Source organism: Pseudomonas sp. CFBP 8771 (genome assembly GCF_014841695.1).
GTDB lineage: Bacteria > Pseudomonadota > Gammaproteobacteria > Pseudomonadales > Pseudomonadaceae > Aquipseudomonas > Aquipseudomonas baltica.
On record NZ_JACYUJ010000001.1, the window covers coordinates 1,007,125 to 1,023,265 of the forward strand.

General features: G+C 52.8%; 16 protein-coding genes and 2 pseudogenes. 9 read left to right on the forward strand and 9 right to left on the reverse strand.

From position 1 onward, the window contains the following. Window positions 1-53 precede the first annotated feature (53 nt). The 6 genes from IFT80_RS04455 to IFT80_RS04480 all read left to right on the forward strand — a co-directional run bounded on the left by IFT80_RS04455 (window position 54) and on the right by IFT80_RS04480 (window position 4,996). Complete coding sequence (locus IFT80_RS04455) at window positions 54-1,433, forward strand: MFS transporter (protein ID WP_122797578.1); 1,380 nt, start codon at window positions 54-56, stop codon at window positions 1,431-1,433. A gap of 364 nt (window positions 1,434-1,797) precedes the next feature. Continuing rightward, window positions 1,798-2,352 carry an OsmC family protein gene (locus IFT80_RS04460; RefSeq protein WP_192052840.1) on the forward strand — a complete coding sequence of 185 codons (555 nt, stop codon included), beginning with the start codon at window positions 1,798-1,800 and terminating at the stop codon, window positions 2,350-2,352. 91 nt (window positions 2,353-2,443) lie between these two features. Next, a complete protein-coding gene (locus IFT80_RS04465; protein WP_192051342.1) occupies window positions 2,444-3,217 on the forward strand; it encodes an SDR family NAD(P)-dependent oxidoreductase in 774 nt (257 codons plus the stop codon). A 93-nt stretch (window positions 3,218-3,310) separates the two neighbouring features. After that, a complete protein-coding gene (locus IFT80_RS04470) occupies window positions 3,311-3,901 on the forward strand; it encodes a TetR/AcrR family transcriptional regulator (RefSeq protein ID WP_192136846.1) in 591 nt (196 codons plus the stop codon). A gap of 3 nt (window positions 3,902-3,904) precedes the next feature. Then, the gene (locus IFT80_RS04475; RefSeq protein ID WP_192136847.1) at window positions 3,905-4,603 is read left to right on the forward strand and encodes a DsbA family oxidoreductase; all 699 of its coding nucleotides are present in this window, start codon (window positions 3,905-3,907) and stop codon (window positions 4,601-4,603) included. A gap of 63 nt (window positions 4,604-4,666) precedes the next feature. After that, a complete protein-coding gene (locus IFT80_RS04480) occupies window positions 4,667-4,996 on the forward strand; it encodes a thioredoxin family protein (protein ID WP_192051340.1) in 330 nt (109 codons plus the stop codon). A 33-nt stretch (window positions 4,997-5,029) separates the two neighbouring features. Here IFT80_RS04480 and kefC read toward each other — a convergent pair. From kefC to IFT80_RS04520, 8 genes and pseudogenes are all read right to left on the reverse strand, one after another. Then, window positions 5,030-6,853: pseudogene (gene kefC, locus IFT80_RS04485) on the reverse strand (glutathione-regulated potassium-efflux system protein KefC). Continuing rightward, window positions 6,854-7,374, reverse strand: a pseudogene (gene kefF, locus IFT80_RS04490) (glutathione-regulated potassium-efflux system oxidoreductase KefF). Between the two features lie 109 nt (window positions 7,375-7,483). Beyond that, window positions 7,484-7,702, reverse strand: a complete 219-nt coding sequence (locus tag IFT80_RS04495; RefSeq protein WP_122797573.1) for a tautomerase family protein — start codon at window positions 7,700-7,702, stop codon at window positions 7,484-7,486. A gap of 30 nt (window positions 7,703-7,732) precedes the next feature. Next, window positions 7,733-8,839, reverse strand: a complete 1,107-nt coding sequence (locus IFT80_RS04500; protein ID WP_122797572.1) for an alkene reductase — start codon at window positions 8,837-8,839, stop codon at window positions 7,733-7,735. A gap of 42 nt (window positions 8,840-8,881) precedes the next feature. Continuing rightward, window positions 8,882-9,214 carry a carboxymuconolactone decarboxylase family protein gene (locus IFT80_RS04505; RefSeq protein WP_007252395.1) on the reverse strand — a complete coding sequence of 111 codons (333 nt, stop codon included), beginning with the start codon at window positions 9,212-9,214 and terminating at the stop codon, window positions 8,882-8,884. A 444-nt stretch (window positions 9,215-9,658) separates the two neighbouring features. Further along, window positions 9,659-11,017, reverse strand: coding sequence for a glutathione-disulfide reductase (gorA, locus tag IFT80_RS04510; RefSeq protein ID WP_192136848.1), 1,359 nt, complete (start codon window positions 11,015-11,017; stop codon window positions 9,659-9,661). 327 nt (window positions 11,018-11,344) lie between these two features. Beyond that, a complete protein-coding gene (locus tag IFT80_RS04515; protein WP_192051332.1) occupies window positions 11,345-12,097 on the reverse strand; it encodes an alpha/beta hydrolase family protein in 753 nt (250 codons plus the stop codon). A gap of 595 nt (window positions 12,098-12,692) precedes the next feature. Further along, window positions 12,693-13,148, reverse strand: a complete 456-nt coding sequence (locus tag IFT80_RS04520; protein WP_192051330.1) for a helix-turn-helix domain-containing protein — start codon at window positions 13,146-13,148, stop codon at window positions 12,693-12,695. Window positions 13,149-13,306: 158 nt separating this feature from the next. Between IFT80_RS04520 and IFT80_RS21750 the strand changes: the two genes are divergently transcribed. From IFT80_RS21750 to IFT80_RS04530, 3 genes are read left to right on the forward strand one after another with little or no spacing between them, the layout of a single operon-like run. Further along, entirely contained in the window at window positions 13,307-13,702 is a 396-nt protein-coding gene (locus IFT80_RS21750) for a DUF6957 family protein (RefSeq protein ID WP_342214196.1), read from the forward strand. Window positions 13,703-13,744: 42 nt separating this feature from the next. Further along, complete coding sequence (locus IFT80_RS04525; protein ID WP_192051328.1) at window positions 13,745-14,215, forward strand: hypothetical protein; 471 nt, start codon at window positions 13,745-13,747, stop codon at window positions 14,213-14,215. Between the two features lie 2 nt (window positions 14,216-14,217). Next, the gene (locus IFT80_RS04530; RefSeq protein ID WP_192051385.1) at window positions 14,218-14,361 is read left to right on the forward strand and encodes a hypothetical protein; all 144 of its coding nucleotides are present in this window, start codon (window positions 14,218-14,220) and stop codon (window positions 14,359-14,361) included. Between the two features lie 546 nt (window positions 14,362-14,907). On the opposite strand, the gene IFT80_RS04535 is transcribed toward IFT80_RS04530, so the two are convergent. Further along, on the reverse strand, window positions 14,908-15,666 hold the full coding sequence (locus IFT80_RS04535) for a hypothetical protein (RefSeq protein WP_192051327.1): 759 nt from the start codon (window positions 15,664-15,666) through the stop codon (window positions 14,908-14,910). Between the last annotated feature and the right edge of the window lie 475 nt (window positions 15,667-16,141).

Below are 16,141 nucleotides of genomic sequence, written 5' to 3' on the forward strand. Positions count from 1 at the left end.
GAACTCAAAACCGCACTCTTCTTTGATGCCTTTCGGTTCAGGTGGGCATCATCATGAATAAATCAAATGCTGTGAGCGGCCAAGAGAAATGTAACGCGGATGGCTGCGTGCAGGCGCCCGATATCTACAGAAAAATCACGCTCCGCCTAATTCCGTTTCTTTTTATATGTTACGTCTTCGCCTATCTTGATCGTGTGAACATCGGATTTGCGGCCATTCATATAAAACAGGATTTGAATTTTTCAGACGCTGTATACGGGTTGGGTGCTGGAATTTTCTTCCTAGGCTATTTTCTGTTCGAAATACCTAGCAATCTGATTCTGGAGAAAATTGGCGCCCGGCTTACGCTAATGCGCATCATGATTGTTTGGGGACTAATCTCGGGCAGCTTTGCGTTTATCCAGACACCAATGCAATTCTATATTGCACGATTTCTTCTAGGTGCGTTTGAGGCTGGGTTCTTCCCAGGAATCGTCCTTTACCTGACATTCTGGTATCCGTCTGCAATGAGGGGAAAAATCATTGCGATGTTCATGTCCGCAATCGCAGTTGCAGGAATCATCGGCGGGCCCGTTTCGGGTTGGCTGCTAGCCCACATGGATGGTGTGCTCGGCTACCGGGGCTGGCAGTGGATGTTCGTGATTGAGGCAATCCCCACTCTTATATTGGGTATCTCTGTATTCTTTGTGCTCTCGAATAGTCCTAACGAAGCCAGCTGGCTCAGTAACAGCGAGAAGAGCATTGTTGTTGACGCCTTGGCGGAAGAGAACTCAAGTGATAAAGGGAAGACTCATCATTTTGGTGCAGCACTGAAGGATTATCGACTTTATATTCTCGGCGCTGTTTACTTCTCTATCTCGGCTAGCTTGTACATTATAAGCTTTTGGTTGCCGTCTCTGATTCGAGAGCACGGAATTTCCGACGCAGTAAATATAGGCCTGCTGACTGCAATACCCTATATCGTAGGCGTAATTGGAATGATCTTGATTTGCAAACACTCTGACAAGAAACAGGAGCGCCGTTGGCATTTGGCTGTGTGTATGTTCGGTGGTTGCATCGGGCTTTTAATGGTTGTGTGGTTCGGCCAAAGCTTGGTGGTTTCTTTGGGCGCGATCACGCTAGCAGCTACGTGCATACTCACTGCGATGCCCGTTTTCTGGACAATTCCAACCTCCTACATGTCCGGTTCTGCGGCAGCAGGTGGAATCGCCGCAATTAATTCCATTGGCTTGCTGGGCGGTTTCACCAGTCCAGCTGTGATCGGTTGGATCAAGATCACTACCGGATCCATAAACTACGGCCTATGCATTTTCTCAGCTGTACTTGCATGCGGAGCTGTTCTCTTGTTGAAGGGCATTCCTGCAGCACTGATACCGCGTAAAGACTTTCAAGCTACTGTAGGTAGAAATTTGCACGCGGGGCAGACCCACTGAAATCGTGCAGTGCCAAGACAGCGTATGGCTTGGCACTGCACGGCTCGGGCAAGAACAGAGCACATCCCTGTCAGCATTTTCTAATCGTTATTTCCCTTTCAAACAGCCGCTCAGCGGATGTGGAAGCCGCTGATTTCCTCCCGCGCTATCTCTCTGATTCTTGACCAGTCATCGCCCTATCCCATTGATTAGCCTGGATTTACTCGCGGGGAGAGGCCTCGATGCGCACTCCAATATGCTGGTCTCTACAGCTACCTGCTTAAGAATTTTGGCTAAACTCCTTGCAAGCAAACCATCTAGTTGGTAGGTTTGTTTGGTCAGCGATTCATTCAAGCGACCTTACGTAACCTAGAGGATTTACCAAATGACTAACAACCTGAACGGTATTGACGTAGCTGCCCTGCAACAGTTTGCTCAAGGTGTTGCTGAGAATGCGAACAAGCGCCACGCCAGCTTCAACGTTAAGACCGCGTGGAAAGGCCAGACCCGCTCCGTGGCCAAAGTAAGCCGCTACAGCCTCGCCGGTGAAACCTACTCGCGTGATTTCGAAATCGTTGCCGACGAGCCAAATGAATTGCTGGGTGAAAACACTGCGCCGAACCCTCAGGAGCTGCTGATGGCTGCTCTCAACGCCTGCATGTCGGTCGGCTATGCCGCCAATGCCGCGATGATGGGCATCAAAATTCACAGCCTGGAGATCGAGACTGACGGCACCCTCGACCTGCGCGGCTTCCTGGGCATCGACGAAAGCGTTAACCCAGGCTACGACGAAGTCAGTGTTGTCATTCGCCTGCACACCGACGCCTCGCGTGAGCGTGTGGAAGAGCTGCACAACTTGGTGCTCAAGACATCGGTCAACTACGCAAACTTCTCCAGAGCCATTCGCATGGTGCCAACCCTCGAAGTGCGTGAGGGCTGATCCCAAGCCTTGTCACATCCGAGCCAGGCGTGCACCGGCAGTTTGCTTGCCGGTGCCACCCTCAATGAAATCTGGATAAACGGAGTCTGCAATGAACGATTTTTTTAAAGGCAAAAAACTGTTGGTCGTCGGCGGCACGAGTGGCATGGGCTTGGAAACAGCTCGCCAGTTCTTGAAGTCGGGCGGGAGCGTGGTTATCACCGGCAGCAAACAGGATAAAGCCGAGACTGTGCGTGCCGAGCTGAGTCCGCTGGGGAACGTATCCGTGATCGTTGCCAACCTCATGACGGAGGAAGGGATGAATCATGTACGCAACGAGATCAATGCCAACCATAGCGACATTGGTTTCATGGTGAACTCTGCAGGCATATTCATTCCCAAGCCTTTCATCGAGCACGATGAGGCTGACTACGACATGTACCTGGATCTGAACCGCGCCACATTCTTCATCACTCAGGCTGTGGTCAAGAACATGCTTGCCGCCAAACGCGAAGGTTCCATTGTCAACGTTGGTTCGATTGGTGCCCAAGCCGCCCTGGCAGGCTCTCCTGCGACTGCTTATTCGATGGCCAAGGCGGGTCTGCATGCAGTTACCCGAAACCTCGCAGTTGAATTGGCTCACTCAGGTATCCGGGTCAATGCCGTTTCACCTGGCATTGTTCACACCTCGATCTATGAAGGCTTCATGGACAAGGATGCAATCCCGGATGCGATGAAGTCGCTGAATGATTTCCACCCGTTGGGTCGAGTGGGTGTTCCCGAAGACGTCGCCAACACCATCCTCTTTTTGCTCTCCGATAAAACGTCCTGGGTGACCGGCGCTATCTGGGATGTGGACGCAGGGGTGATGGCGGTACGCGCCTAATACCGTAGCAAGCACTGCGTGTAGCGCCTCCTAGCTAGGCGCTTTTCCAGTGCACTGCTTCGGTGGAAAGGGTGCTGGCTGTAGGAGTTCTGAATGTCTATCACGACAAAAGCTGCGCTTATGAGTTATGCGGAAACCCAGATGCGTTCCAAGGGTTATTCAGCATTTAGTTACGCTGATCTCGCCGCGAAGATCGGTATCAAAAAAGCCAGCATTCACCATCACTTTCCTACCAAGGAGTGCCTGGGCGCGGAGCTGATCAACGACTACATCGCTCGATTCAATGAGACGTTGCTCTCAATCGAGAGCATGCATTCCGAGCCACTGCAGCGCTTACAGGCTTTTTCCCGACTTTTCGTGATCAGCGCGAATGAGGGGCTGCTGCCGTTATGCGGCGCCTTGGCAGCGGAAATGGCTGCGTTGCCTTTATCGCTCCAAGGGCTTACCAGGGATTTCTTCAATTCGCAGCTCGCCTGGCTTCAAAGCACCCTCGAGGACGCCGTCCGGCAGCACAACTGGTCACTGGGAACAACCGCTGAAAACTTCGCCCTCATGCTGCTGAGCATGTTGGAGGGAGCCAGCCTCATTGATTGGACACTCGGTCGATCAACCGACCCTTTGGCTGGTTTTAACCATTTGCTTGAAATGGTGGCAATTCAGTCTTCATTTCTTCGTGCAGGATAAATCATGAAAACTCCTTCGAAAAAATACGTTGTCGATATCTGGTCTGATTATGTGTGTCCTTGGTGCTGGATTGCCAAGCGCCGCTTTGAGAAAGCACTTGAATGCTTCCCAGAGAAGGACGAGGTACAGGTCAACGTTCGGGCCTATCGGCTAGCTGCCAACCATGCTCCGGAGCCGATGATTCCGGCCTTGAAGCGTAAGCTCGGTAACGCAAACTCCGCTTTATCGATGATGAGTACCGTCAGTAAATATGGCGAGGCCGACGGGCTGGATTACCGTTTTGACACCATGATGTTTGGCGATACTGCGGATGCTCATGTGCTGGTAAAAGCTGTTGAAGACTCGGAGGTAAAAAAGCGTCTTGTGGAAGCGCTGTACGAGCAGAGTACCAGCCACGGTAAGTCCCTTTTTGATCGCGCCAGCTTGGCGGCGATTGCTAAAGGCGCAGGTGTGTCGGATGAGTCCATCCAACTGGCTTGGTCATCTGCAGAGCTGCGCGCTGAGATGAAAGCGGATGAACAGTTTGCCGCCCAATTGGGTTCCGGCGTACCGCTGTTCGTCTTCAATAATGCGCTCTCGGTATCAGGGGCACAGACAGACGCCTCCTTCCTTCAGGCGTTGAATCAGATGGCAGCTGAGGCGAAATCCCTGGATAGCGCATCAATGGGCCAGGTCTGCGGGATCGATGGCTGCGAAATTTGACTGGCATTGGATGGCGGCACTCTCAAGGTGCCGCCTTTCCCTGACACAGAACGAGAGACCCAGATGAGCCGTATCGTTGAGTTGAGTGCTCCCCAATTTGCTCGCTTCGTAGCCAAAGGCAGCAGTGTCGTTATGTTCTCCGCCTCTTGGTGCAAACCCTGTAAAGAAATGAGGCCGGTCTTTCTTGAGCTCGAAGCAAAACTCCATTCGATAGCATCTTTTGGGAAGATTGATATCGCTGTGTCTCCGACGATTGCGCAGATGTACGGCATCCGCTCTGTGCCGTCCTTGGCCGTGTTTAACGAAGGCCGGTTGTTGAAAGTCTTCGCAGGGTCTAAATCGGTCTCAGCCTTGAAGAAAGCGATCATCGCTGAGCTGGAAGACGCCAGCTAATCGGGCGTCCTCCATGCTCATCAGTCTGGTCGCCTATGCACCTGGTGATGTCGAAGACTCGTTTTTACCTGGGCCAGCGTCAATTGGATGAGCGCGATCCTCATTGAAGATCTCAGTTAGTAAAGCGTTCGCTCGCTTGTAAGCGTCGTATCTGAAGTCGGTATCCTCATCGGGTTGAGCGGCCATCTCCTCCAGCATTTCCAGGTTCAGACGGCGGAACCGATCCGCACGCTCACGGGCCTCGTAGCGTCCTATCCCTAGTTGCTCCAAAGCTCTGCGCCCGAGAGAAAGTGCGCTTTCAAAGGTCTCTCGCTCTACGTCTTCAATACCCATCTGACGCAGCGTGATGATGTGTCCCATATCACGAGCGCGCACGACCAGCTTCAAGGATGGAAAATGCTCTTGGGCCAGCTTGGTCAGTGCCAGGTTATCTCCCTGATCGTCGATGGCATTGATAAGCACCACGGCCTGTGCGGCACCCGCAGCGTGCAGTAAATCGAGACGAGTGGCATCCCCGTAGAATACCTTCACCCCAAACTTGCGAAGTGTCTCGATGTGGTCTGGGTCGTGATCCAAGACCACTACCTCGAAACCACAGGACATCAGCAGACGTCCCGCGATCTGACCAAATCTTCCGAAGCCGGCGATGATCACTCGAGGATTACTTTGGTCAATGCTGTCCACTTCCTTGCTGCCCTGTTTGTTCGCTGACTCCAGGTGATTGAGCAAGAGGATCAATAAAGGCGTTACACCCATGGACAGCGCCACCGCCAGCGTCAAGCTTTTACCCCAAGGGTCGACTAGGATTCCGGCGACCGTGGCGGCACTAAATACGACAAAGGCAAACTCACTGCCTTGACCGAGAAATACCGCCTGCCATGAACGCTGGTCATTTGGGACATTCAGGAATCGACCCAAAAGCTTGATCACGAGTAGCTTGATCAGGATGAAGCCCAACGTCAGGGTGATGACTTTCAGAGGGGCGTCGATCAGCGTTCCGAAGTCAATCGACATACCCACGCCGATGAAGAACAAACCCAGCAACAGCCCTTTGAAAGGTTCGATATCGCTCTCCAGTGCATGACGATACTCCGAGCTGGCCAACAGGACGCCGGCTAGGAAAGCGCCCATGGCCATGGATAAGCCCGCCTCTTCCAACAAGAGGCCAAACCCGAACACCAGGAACAGTGCGACGGCGCTAAAGATTTCTCTCAGGCCAGAGCGCGCTACGAAGCGAAGGACGGGCCGAGAGACGTACTGACCCAAGAGAACCACTGCGACAATTGCACCGACGATTTTGGCGATAGACAGGGCCAGCGCTGCCCCTGAGGGCGTACCACCATCTGCGGCCAGCAGTGGAATCATTGCCACCAAGGGAATCGCTGCGATGTCCTGGAATAACAACACCGCAAAGCTGCTACGACCTACAGCGGTGGAGTTCATGTTTCGCTCGCTCATGGCCTGCATGGCGATAGCAGTCGACGACAGGCTCAGCGTCAGGCCGACCAGCTATGCAGCCGTCCAGTTCAAGCCTAGGGCTGCGCAAAATATTGCGATGGCAATACCGCACGCCAGCATCTGTAACGCGCCGCCCCCGAAGACCATACGGCGCATTGCCCAAAGACGCTTGGGGTCGAGTTCCAGACCAATGATGAACAGCATCAAGACCACGCCAATTTCGGCGAAGTGCAGGATGGACTCGACGTCAGTCACGAGCTTCAAGCCCCAGGGGCCGATCACGCAGCCGGCTATCAGGTAGCCCAGAACAGGCCCCAATCCCAACCGGACGGCAATCGGGACTATCAAAGCAGCCGAGCCTAGGTAGATGAGCATTTCAATCAGGCTGTGGGTTTCCATTCAGTCTTCCTTCCATGAGGCCAGGCGCTCGCCGTAACGACGAATTTGCTTGAGTAGTGCAGTTTGATCTGCTCTGTATGCGCCGTGAATTGCTACAGGACTCAACCAGTTCATCGCGCAGTAGTTCGCGGTCGCCTGAAGGGGTTGGGACAACACCGCGAAGCCTGGGTGGTCGCCGCCTTGAAATGATCGTGCTCTCCGCCCGTGGTTACGGCCCACAGCAGACTCTTGTTTTTCAACGCAGTAGCGCCCGCACCGTAGGCCCAGCCCTGCGTGAAGACCTTATCGATCCACAGCTTCAAAAGTGGCGGGTAGCTATACCAATATAGAGGGTGTTGGAGAACCAACAGGTCTGCTTGCTCCACGGCCTTTTGCTCGGCTTCAACGTCGATATTGAAATCGGGGTAAAGGTCGTACAGGGAGCGGATTACAACATTAGGATTAGTTGCTGTGAACCTGAGCATCAGCTCGTTTACGTTGGATTTCTCAGGGTAAGGATGGGCGTAAATGATCAGAATCACGGCGTGATCCCCCACAAGCTGGGCGTTCTTTTAGAACGGAAAAAGCCCCCTGACCGTTGAGCGTAGATGCACTCAGCAATCAGGGAGCTAGTAGTTAAGCGATGAAGCCTTATTGACCTGCTTGCAGCTTCAAAACATCCTGTGCAGTCACGGGGTTGCCAGCGATGCCCCAGTCTCCGCTCTTAACCTCTTCGAAAATGACCCAGGTCAGGGCACGCATGTTTTCGCCCTCCACCGACACCATAGCGTCGGTTACCTTGCGAATGACCTCTGCTTTTTGCTCGTCGGTAAAAACGCCTTCGATGCCTTTGATAGTCACGAGTGGCATGGTGTTCTCCTAAGGTCTTGAACGGGAGTATTAGGCTTTCGCAGCTGAGTATTCCGGGTAGTCGGTGTAACCCTTATCAATGGAATCGCTAACCCCGTAGTAGGTCTCGCGATCACCCTCGGCCAGCGGCCAATCGTTCTGCATGCGCTCTACCAGATCCGGGTTGGCGATGTAGGCGGTGCCGAAAGCGATCAGGTCGAGTTCGCCTTTGGCCAGCTCAGACTCTGCGATCTCTTTGGTGAAGCCGCCAGCAGCCATCAAGGTGCCTTTGTAAGCTTCACGGAACGCAGCGCCGAAACCTGGTGGTGTTTGCGCGGCCAGGATGGTCGGCTGGTAGTTCAGGTGAACAAATGCCAGCTCTCGTTCGTTGAGGGCAGCCGCCATGCTCATCCAGGTTTCTTCTTCGCCTTCGTACACACCGAAGTCGTACAGTCGACCGAACGGAGAGAAACGCACGCCAATTTTCGATCCACCGATTTCAGCTGCAATCGCGTCAATCGTTTCCAGGAGGAAGCGCTGACGGTTCGCAATGGAGCCACCGTACTGATCAGTACGAGTGTTCAAGGCGCTGCTCAGGAATTGGTCGAACAGGAAGCCGTTGGCTGCCATGATTTCGATACCGTCAAAACCGGCATCCATCGCCATACGCGCAGACTTAACAAAGTCCGCGATGACGCGTTTTACTTCTTCGGTTTCTAGGGCGCGTGGCGCACTAGGCTGTACAGGGCCAGATTTGCCGGGCTCGATCCAGGCATACACCGTGGTATCCACCGCAGGCACCGTGCCCGAAGACACGGGCGCCATGCCATGTACAGACACGTGGGACATGCGGCCAACGTGCCAGAGCTGTGCAAAAATCTTCCCGCCTTTGGCGTGCACCGCGTCAGTCACGTTGCGCCAACCCGGCAGATGCACATCCTCGTAGATACCAGGGGTGTACAGATAGCCACGAGCCTCATCGGAGATGGGCAGGCCTTCGGTGATCAGCAAGCCAGCAGAAGCACGTTGCGCGTAGTACAGCGCGTTCGATTCATTTGGAATGTTGTTCAACGTTCGGGTGCGGGTCATGGGCGCCATGACAACGCGGTTTTTTAGCGGGATACCGGCCAAATCGTAAGGGGTGAACAGCTCATTCATGATTGCTCTCGAAATCGTCTAAGAGGAAAGTCTGCGTAATGCTTAGGACTTATCGAAAGCGTCGAGTACATGGGTGCTGTAGACAAGAGCGGCACCGGCGTTCATGTTGATGGCTACGCCCAGTGCTTCGGCCACTTCTTCGCTGGTAACACCGAGCTTTTTGGCTTCCGCTGCGTGGAATGCAATACAGCCATCACACCGGGTTGTCACAGCTACTGCGAGGGAGATCAGTTCGCGAGTTTTCGCATCCAGGTGATTTGTCTTGCTGCCGGCAGCACCGAGAGCAGCCATGCCCTTCATGGTTTCAGGGGAAAGGCCGTTCAGCTCTACCAGACGAGTGTTGATGTCTTTGCGGGTTTGCTTCCAATCTTGCATGGGGGCTCTCACGTGGGCGTTCAACGCCCTGCAGGTTCGTGGGTGATTTCTGAATCTGGATATAAGCTACCATCTAGTTGGTAGGCTTTCAACAGATCATTAGAAAATCATGTCACTCGACAAGATCTTGGTGACAATTTCGGTACGGGATTTTCTAGGATTGGTTGGAAGATTCTTCCAAATAAAAATGCCTACCTATAGGTAGCCTTTCTAAGGATGAGAATCTTATTTGGTTGGAAAAAGCAGCGCGCCCGCTCGAATGGATGCATGTGCCGAATGCTTGGGGGATAAAGCTTGCCGTATCAAGGTTGAGATTCTTTGTACGGAGCTGGGGACAACCATGCTCAGGTGCGTGTCGTCCACGGCGAGACGGCGCGGCAAACGTTTACACCCAGCTGCTGCCATTGCGACAGAGCTGAGTGCATAAAAACTGCCTGAAACCGATCAGCCTCCAACCGGGGTGCGCATGGTGACAAATTCTTCAGCGGATGTCGGATGCACAGCGATGGTCTCGTCGAAAATGCGTTTGGTCGCCCCCGACTTCAGCGCAATCGCTAACCCCTGCACAAGCTCTCCGGCATCAGGGCCTACCATATGACAGCCCAAAACCTTATCGGACTTGGCATCCACCACGAGCTTCATCAACGTGCGCTCCTGGCACTCGGTCAACGACAGTTTCATAGGGCGGAAGCGGGTTTCAAAGATTACTACCTCGTGCCCTGCCTCACGTGCCTCCTCTTCGGTCAACCCGACAGTTCCGATATTAGGCTGGCTGAAGACTGCCGTCGGGATCATCTGGTAGTCAACCGGACGGTATTGCTCAGGCTTGAATAAGCGACGTGCCACTGACATACCCTCGGCCAGTGCGACAGGCGTAAGCTGGACTCTCCCTATCACGTCTCCCAAAGCTAGGATTGACGGCTCAGCAGTTTGATATAGCTCATCGACCTCAACAAAACCTCTTTCGTCTAGTTTTACACCCGTATTTTCCAAGCCCAGGTTGTCGAGCATCGGGCGTCTACCCGTAGCGAAGAGGACACAATCTGTCTCAAGCTGCCGACCATCCTTTAGGGTTACTTTCAGGCTGCCGTCAGGTTGCTTGTCGATACGCACAATGTCGGAATTGAATTGCAGATCCATCCCACGCTTGGTCAACTCTTCCTGCAAATGCTTGCGTACCGTACCGTCGAAGCCGCGCAGGAACAGATCACCGCGATACATCAGCGTGGTGCTGGCACCTAAGCCATGGAAGATCCCGGCAAACTCAACGGCAATGTAGCCGCCACCGACTACAAGAACGCGCTTGGGCAGACCTTTGAGAAAGAATGCTTGATTGGAGCTGATCGCGTACTCGTGACCGGGGATTTCGGCGATCTTTGGCCAGCCACCGGTAGTAATCAGGATGTTGTTAGCCGTGAAGCGCTCGCCATTGACCTCGACGGTATGCGGATCAACGATTTTCGCGTGTCCCTCATGGAGGGTGACGCCGCTGCTGACCAGCAGATCGCGATAGATATTGTTCAGACGATTGATCTCACGATCTTTGTTGGCGATCAGCGTCGCCCAATCAAATTTCGCGTCACCAGGAGTCCAGCCAAAGCCCTGCGACTGCTCGAAGTCTTCGGCGAAATGTGCGCCGTAAACCAGTAGCTTTTTCGGCACGCAACCAACGTTCACACACGTACCGCCTAAGTAACGACTTTCGGCCACTGCCACCCTCGCGCCAAATCCGGCAGAAAAGCGAGCAGCACGCACGCCACCAGAACCTGCGCCGATTACATATAGATCAAAGTCGTAAGACATAGATAATCTCCGAATGGGTTGGCACCATTTCACAGTCTGTATGACAAGTGGTGCTGGCTGATTTAAAGGTCAACTAAATTAATTTTAAAACCGCGCTACTGCTTCCATAGATCGGCTATTAACGCTGCAGTAAGCGAGACGACTACAATCGACAGAAAAATATTCGGCCAAAGGTTGCTGTCATCACTGCCCTGTTGGCGGTGCGCGAACTCACTGTCACAACAAAACGGTTGTTTTTTCTCTCTTTCTCTAGCTGCTTTCAGAGCCAGTATTGAGCAATACCGCATAGAATTAACCTCTATAGGATTTAAGGTAATAAAATGCGTCCTACAAGTATCTCGAACTCCACGCTGTAATGCATGACGCTACATAGCTTGCGTCTTTGCTGTTGGTAAGCAGGTGGTCTGCTGAGTCCAATGAGATGAAACTTTTTGGATGCTTAGCTTTGAGATAGATCTTCTGCGCTTGCTCTATCGATACAACGTTGTCTACTGGTGAGTGGAAAATAAGCAATGCGCGCTGCAGGTTGGCGATGTTTTGATCCTGCTGCTGCGATTCGATGTCGTCAAGGAACTGCTTCTTTATCGTGAACTCTCGTCCTGCGAGCGTAACTTTGAATTCACCAATATCCCTAATCGCGTCAACGTCTCTCCTGAATTGTTTCATTACATGGGCAGCTTCTGCGGGTGCCCCAATGGTGACAACTCCCTTTGCTTCCAGGATGTGCTTAGCCGCAGAGATGACCGCCGCACCGCCCAGACTATGACCAATCAATATGGAGGGAGCCTGGTACGTCGTACGCAAGAAATCAGCCGCCGCGACTAGGTCGGCTACATTGGATGAAAAGTTACTATTCGAAAAGTCACCATCACTACCACCTAGGCCAGTAAAGTCGAAGCGAAGCACTGCCACGTTATTGTCGACCAGAGCTTTCGAAATCCTCGCTGCGGCTTTGATATCCTTTCCGCACGTAAAGCAATGGGCGAACAAAGCGTATGCGCTAGGCGCATCGGGGGCTTCAAGCAGGCCAGATAGACTGATGCCTTGGGGGTTTTGGAACGTGATCTTTTGCTTTTTCATAGGGAGTCTTCCTTAGCACGTAGGCCTCCGCTCTCAGGCTGAACCGCCGCATGACTAATGCGTCCGAGGCGTAAAAGGCTTTGACCGTCAGTATAGGCCGCCCGCTGAAAGGCTACCATTCAGTTGGTAGGGTATCAATGCGTCCGTCTAGATTTCCAGTCTCCTCCGGGCGGAGTAGGAACTTCTGAAAGTTTTGAAAAAAATGTGCAGGGGGGGTAGCTGTCAAACGTCTTGCTGATTCGCGCGCCCTGTTTTGACAGGTGCGCCTGAAGCCAATATCAGTTTTGCGTGGGGCGGGATCGCAATCGCGGAGAGAAGATTCTCTGCCGTACTACACCGCGAAACGCGGGGGTCTGAGGTTTCGCTAGCAGGTACTCACTATTGTGAGACCACCTGTTACTTCGGGCGATGTAGGTCACTCGATGGAACTCACCGCCTCGCGACGCGGGGCTGGTAATCGGCAGTTACCGCCTGCCTCGTGGCTAAATCATTAGCTCACCACAGAATCAGCGGCGTTGATACCGTGCTGGGATCATGACAAATGTAATGGTCGGAGTAGTGACCCCATAGGAGCTATGCGATCAGTTCGCAGCAATCAATTTTGAGCATGCCACAGTCGCCGAACGGTGGTTCTGGGCATTCCTAGCTGCACGCTGATTTCAGTTTGCGAAAGCCCTGCGCGCTTCAGTTCCTGTACCTGTCTCAGTTTTCCTTCCACCGCCGCTGTTTGAGGAGGGGTAAGCGTTTGAGGCTCACGTGGCAGAAACTCGTCCAATACACCGAGCTGGTGCAATTCGGCCAGGACTTCTTCCAGGGCGGAGCGCGCTGTTTTACCTTCATCCGCCGCAGCCACAAGCGTCAGAAACGACAAAGGCCGAAGATCAAGAGCCTGAGCTAGATCTGCACTGAGATCGACGCTGGCTGAGACCGACGAGGCTTCCAGCCGACTGATGTGACCTTGATCAGCTTTATCCTGAAAATCAGCCTGCGATAAACCACGCCTCACCCTCAGCCACTGCAACGTCGCCGCGTAAGCCTTGCGCAATGACATCAGACAATTCCCTCCCAAAAAGAGGACGGTATGCCGGGTTTGATTGAGGCCAAACAAATGTATATAGTCATGGCGATGGTCTTTTAGCCGTAATCGCTGGCTGATTAGCGCCCGGTGGAAGCTCCATTTCTCTCCGCTGTTTTTAGGAGCTGCAATTTATGGGTAATTCTTCAGATCCTGGACTGCTTCGGGAGGGGGAGATTTCCTCTTTCGGAACTCAGCTACCCACGGCCGAAATCGAAGCGTTGGTGGAGGATCGCTTCGGTCGCAAGCCGTATTGCCTCGTCGAGGATTGGCTCATTTTTCACGTCGACGAGTCTCCCGAGTCGCTCGCGAAGGTACGAGCCACAGGCCTGCAACCGATGTTCATGTACGCACATTGCGTGATCCATGACCAACAAGGCCGATTTCCCCCAGGAGGATGGGTGCGCTCAACTCTGTGCAAATCTTTCGACGGTGTTTGCCTGTTTGAGACGCGGAACACCGTTTACGTGCTGGTAGGCGAAGGGCGCGAGATGAAGGCCTCGCTAAAGACAATATTTGGCTTATGTTAATCGCAGGCGCGCTAGGCGGGCCTGCATCACTCGAGAAAGAAGATGTTCAGGATTAGCATGCAAGACCAAGCCGGCCCAGTAGGGATGTTCGGTGACGGTTTGGCTCATTTTCACGCGGTCTCACGATCTCTCGCGACGCATTGGTATCACGTCAGTCTCAAGCGCCGGCATGAAGGGCGATTCGTGGCCTTTGAGGAGATGGTCAGCGATGAGCCCCGCCTTGTAGAGCTACTCATTGCTCAGGATGAGAGCTTGGTTGTCCTGGATGTCCAAGTCGTAACACCTGGCTGGATGAACAAAGGTTCGGGCTGGAGGATGGAAAAGCTGACTTCGCTCTCGATGGGCTTCAATCAGGTTGAGGTGCCGATCTGCGTGCTCGAGGTCGAGGGCGGTCAGGTGTACGTGAATACTCATCAGCGTGACCTCGATGTTAATTCCCTGACTGACGTGAAGAAGTTCTACCGGCGCAGTGCTGCGACCTCTGATATGGGTTCAGCGGCGGAGGTTGTGTAGCCATGGCCGAGATCAACACTGTTGCGGTCGACTTGCACGTAAAGCGCTACTCGGACTTTGACCTCCTTCGTATCGCGAAGGCTGTCAGCCAAGATTACGAGGTTTTGATCACCGCATACCTTGCATCTGGCCGTTTGACCCTTTGACCCTACATCGTAGATATGGTAATCGGGCAATTGGATGAGAGTGTTTTAGAGTATAGGTCTGAGGTGAAGAAGAGAGCTCCCAGCTTTCGTGCAGGTGGGTACGACGAGTCGGAGGTTGTTGAGGTGTGTTGGCCACGTCAATTCTCCTCATCAGCACGATTTGCCCAGTCTTCTAGGCGCTCGTCTTAAACACGTGATTGCCAGTGCGCGTCATTGTTCTCGTTGAATTAGTTGGCGCGGTTGTCATCCCATCTGAAGGTGGTGCGAGACGAGGGGTCACAATATTCGAATAGGCCTGATCCACACTGATATAACGGCTTGCCTTCTCCAACGCAGGTACCTTTTCGTCCCAGAAAACACACCAGTAGCAGTGGGTGAAGGCCCGAGTGATGACGACGTAGGCTGTTCGCAGCACCTCCTGCTGTGCCCTGCCGTAACCGCAGGGTTCGGCCGGAATAGCCATACGGGCCTGGGTATAAAAATCGTGTCTCGAAGGCGATGATGTGATGACCTCGGAATCCCTCAGCCTGCCACGCCATTTATTGATTAGGCAGTTCTGCCTCTCATCTCCTTTTGAAGCCTCCGAATGAAATTCCTCCGCCGATCTGTATCGTGCATCACATCCTCAATCAATCTCATAGCTAGCGCTTTTGGGTTGCGTATAGCCTTATTGATCGCTTTCCCGTAGCCCGCCATTTTCACACCATCGGCAGCTAAGTCTCTACCGACTTTAGCTCTTAGCTTTGCTCGGGAAAACCTTGGATCGATGGCGACTAGCGTTCTCGGCGCCGTTTCCATCATGATCACGTGCGCAATGGCATCGATGGCATGCTCATACTCATAAAAGCAGGAAAGCTCCAAAACCTTTTCTTGAAGTGTCTCGCCTCCATTACGGAGCAAGGACTCATATAGAATTTTGGTCTCTTCTTCTACAATGCCTGCGCTGATCTCGTTTGCATAACCAAAATAGAACGCGAAAGGTAGTTTTTCCTTCTTACCTTTGAGCATCGGCTTGACCGCTAGTGAGTAGCAAAAAGCCGCGATCACCGTCAATTCTCCGCGCGCAGCGTAGGTTATAGCCTTGAGATCCCGCAGATAGATTTCCCAAGAGACAGACTCACCTGAGGGCATGAGAAGCCCTCTTCGCTTGTCCCCATGACCATCTATGAACAGGAGTGGAGAAAGACCGTTTTTGCAAACGTCTCGAATTTGGTTTAGTCCTTTATCCCAGTCTCCGCGAGTCTGGCAACGTAAATGAATGACTCGTGAAGTATCGGCTTGGAATCCGATTTGAGGCAAAGACATCAACTCGTCACATATCCCTTCATGCCTTCGCCTAGCGGTTTGCAGATCCTCCGCACTCAAGCAATCAATGATAAATATAGTATTCGCCGAGACGTTACGGTCATAGCCAATGTGATAGTTGTGTTTTCTAGCGTATCAGATTTCATAGTATTAACCTATCGCTGCAGCGGTTCTTATAAGCATTCTTATGCATGCTGATGCAAAGATCTCAGTAAAAAATTAGGTTTCAGATTCAGTGCAGACTGCAATTTCATCGTATTTCCCCACTGCTCACCCGAGTCGCTAAACTACAGCGCCAGTGCTTGCCTAGGCAACCCATTAAGAATCACCAGAATCCAAGCGTCATTGGTAGCAAATTTGGGCCCACTTCACACCTACCGGCAAGCTTTGGTAGGGACACATGTAGTGGTCAACTGATCCCGGACACTGAATTGAGTTTTTCTTCAGCGACCGCAGGCGCTAGCCCTTCGTTGAA

Bases quoted from the DNA above. Each gene is read 5' to 3' on its own strand.
- IFT80_RS04455 (WP_122797578.1), top strand. From the start codon at position 54: ATGAATAAATCAAATGCTGTGAGCGGCCAAGAGAAATGTAACGCGGAT.
- IFT80_RS04460 (WP_192052840.1), top strand. From the start codon at position 1,798: ATGACTAACAACCTGAACGGTATTGACGTAGCTGCCCTGCAACAGTTT.
- IFT80_RS04465 (WP_192051342.1), top strand. From the start codon at position 2,444: ATGAACGATTTTTTTAAAGGCAAAAAACTGTTGGTCGTCGGCGGCACG.
- IFT80_RS04470 (WP_192136846.1), top strand. From the start codon at position 3,311: ATGTCTATCACGACAAAAGCTGCGCTTATGAGTTATGCGGAAACCCAG.
- IFT80_RS04475 (WP_192136847.1), top strand. From the start codon at position 3,905: ATGAAAACTCCTTCGAAAAAATACGTTGTCGATATCTGGTCTGATTAT.
- IFT80_RS04480 (WP_192051340.1), top strand. From the start codon at position 4,667: ATGAGCCGTATCGTTGAGTTGAGTGCTCCCCAATTTGCTCGCTTCGTA.
- IFT80_RS04495 (WP_122797573.1), bottom strand. From the start codon at position 7,702: ATGCCACTCGTGACTATCAAAGGCATCGAAGGCGTTTTTACCGACGAG.
- IFT80_RS04500 (WP_122797572.1), bottom strand. From the start codon at position 8,839: ATGAATGAGCTGTTCACCCCTTACGATTTGGCCGGTATCCCGCTAAAA.
- IFT80_RS04505 (WP_007252395.1), bottom strand. From the start codon at position 9,214: ATGCAAGATTGGAAGCAAACCCGCAAAGACATCAACACTCGTCTGGTA.
- gorA (WP_192136848.1), bottom strand. From the start codon at position 11,017: ATGTCTTACGACTTTGATCTATATGTAATCGGCGCAGGTTCTGGTGGC.
- IFT80_RS04515 (WP_192051332.1), bottom strand. From the start codon at position 12,097: ATGAAAAAGCAAAAGATCACGTTCCAAAACCCCCAAGGCATCAGTCTA.
- IFT80_RS04520 (WP_192051330.1), bottom strand. From the start codon at position 13,148: ATGTCATTGCGCAAGGCTTACGCGGCGACGTTGCAGTGGCTGAGGGTG.
- IFT80_RS21750 (WP_342214196.1), top strand. From the start codon at position 13,307: ATGGGTAATTCTTCAGATCCTGGACTGCTTCGGGAGGGGGAGATTTCC.
- IFT80_RS04525 (WP_192051328.1), top strand. From the start codon at position 13,745: ATGTTCAGGATTAGCATGCAAGACCAAGCCGGCCCAGTAGGGATGTTC.
- IFT80_RS04530 (WP_192051385.1), top strand. From the start codon at position 14,218: ATGGCCGAGATCAACACTGTTGCGGTCGACTTGCACGTAAAGCGCTAC.
- IFT80_RS04535 (WP_192051327.1), bottom strand. From the start codon at position 15,666: ATGTCTTTGCCTCAAATCGGATTCCAAGCCGATACTTCACGAGTCATT.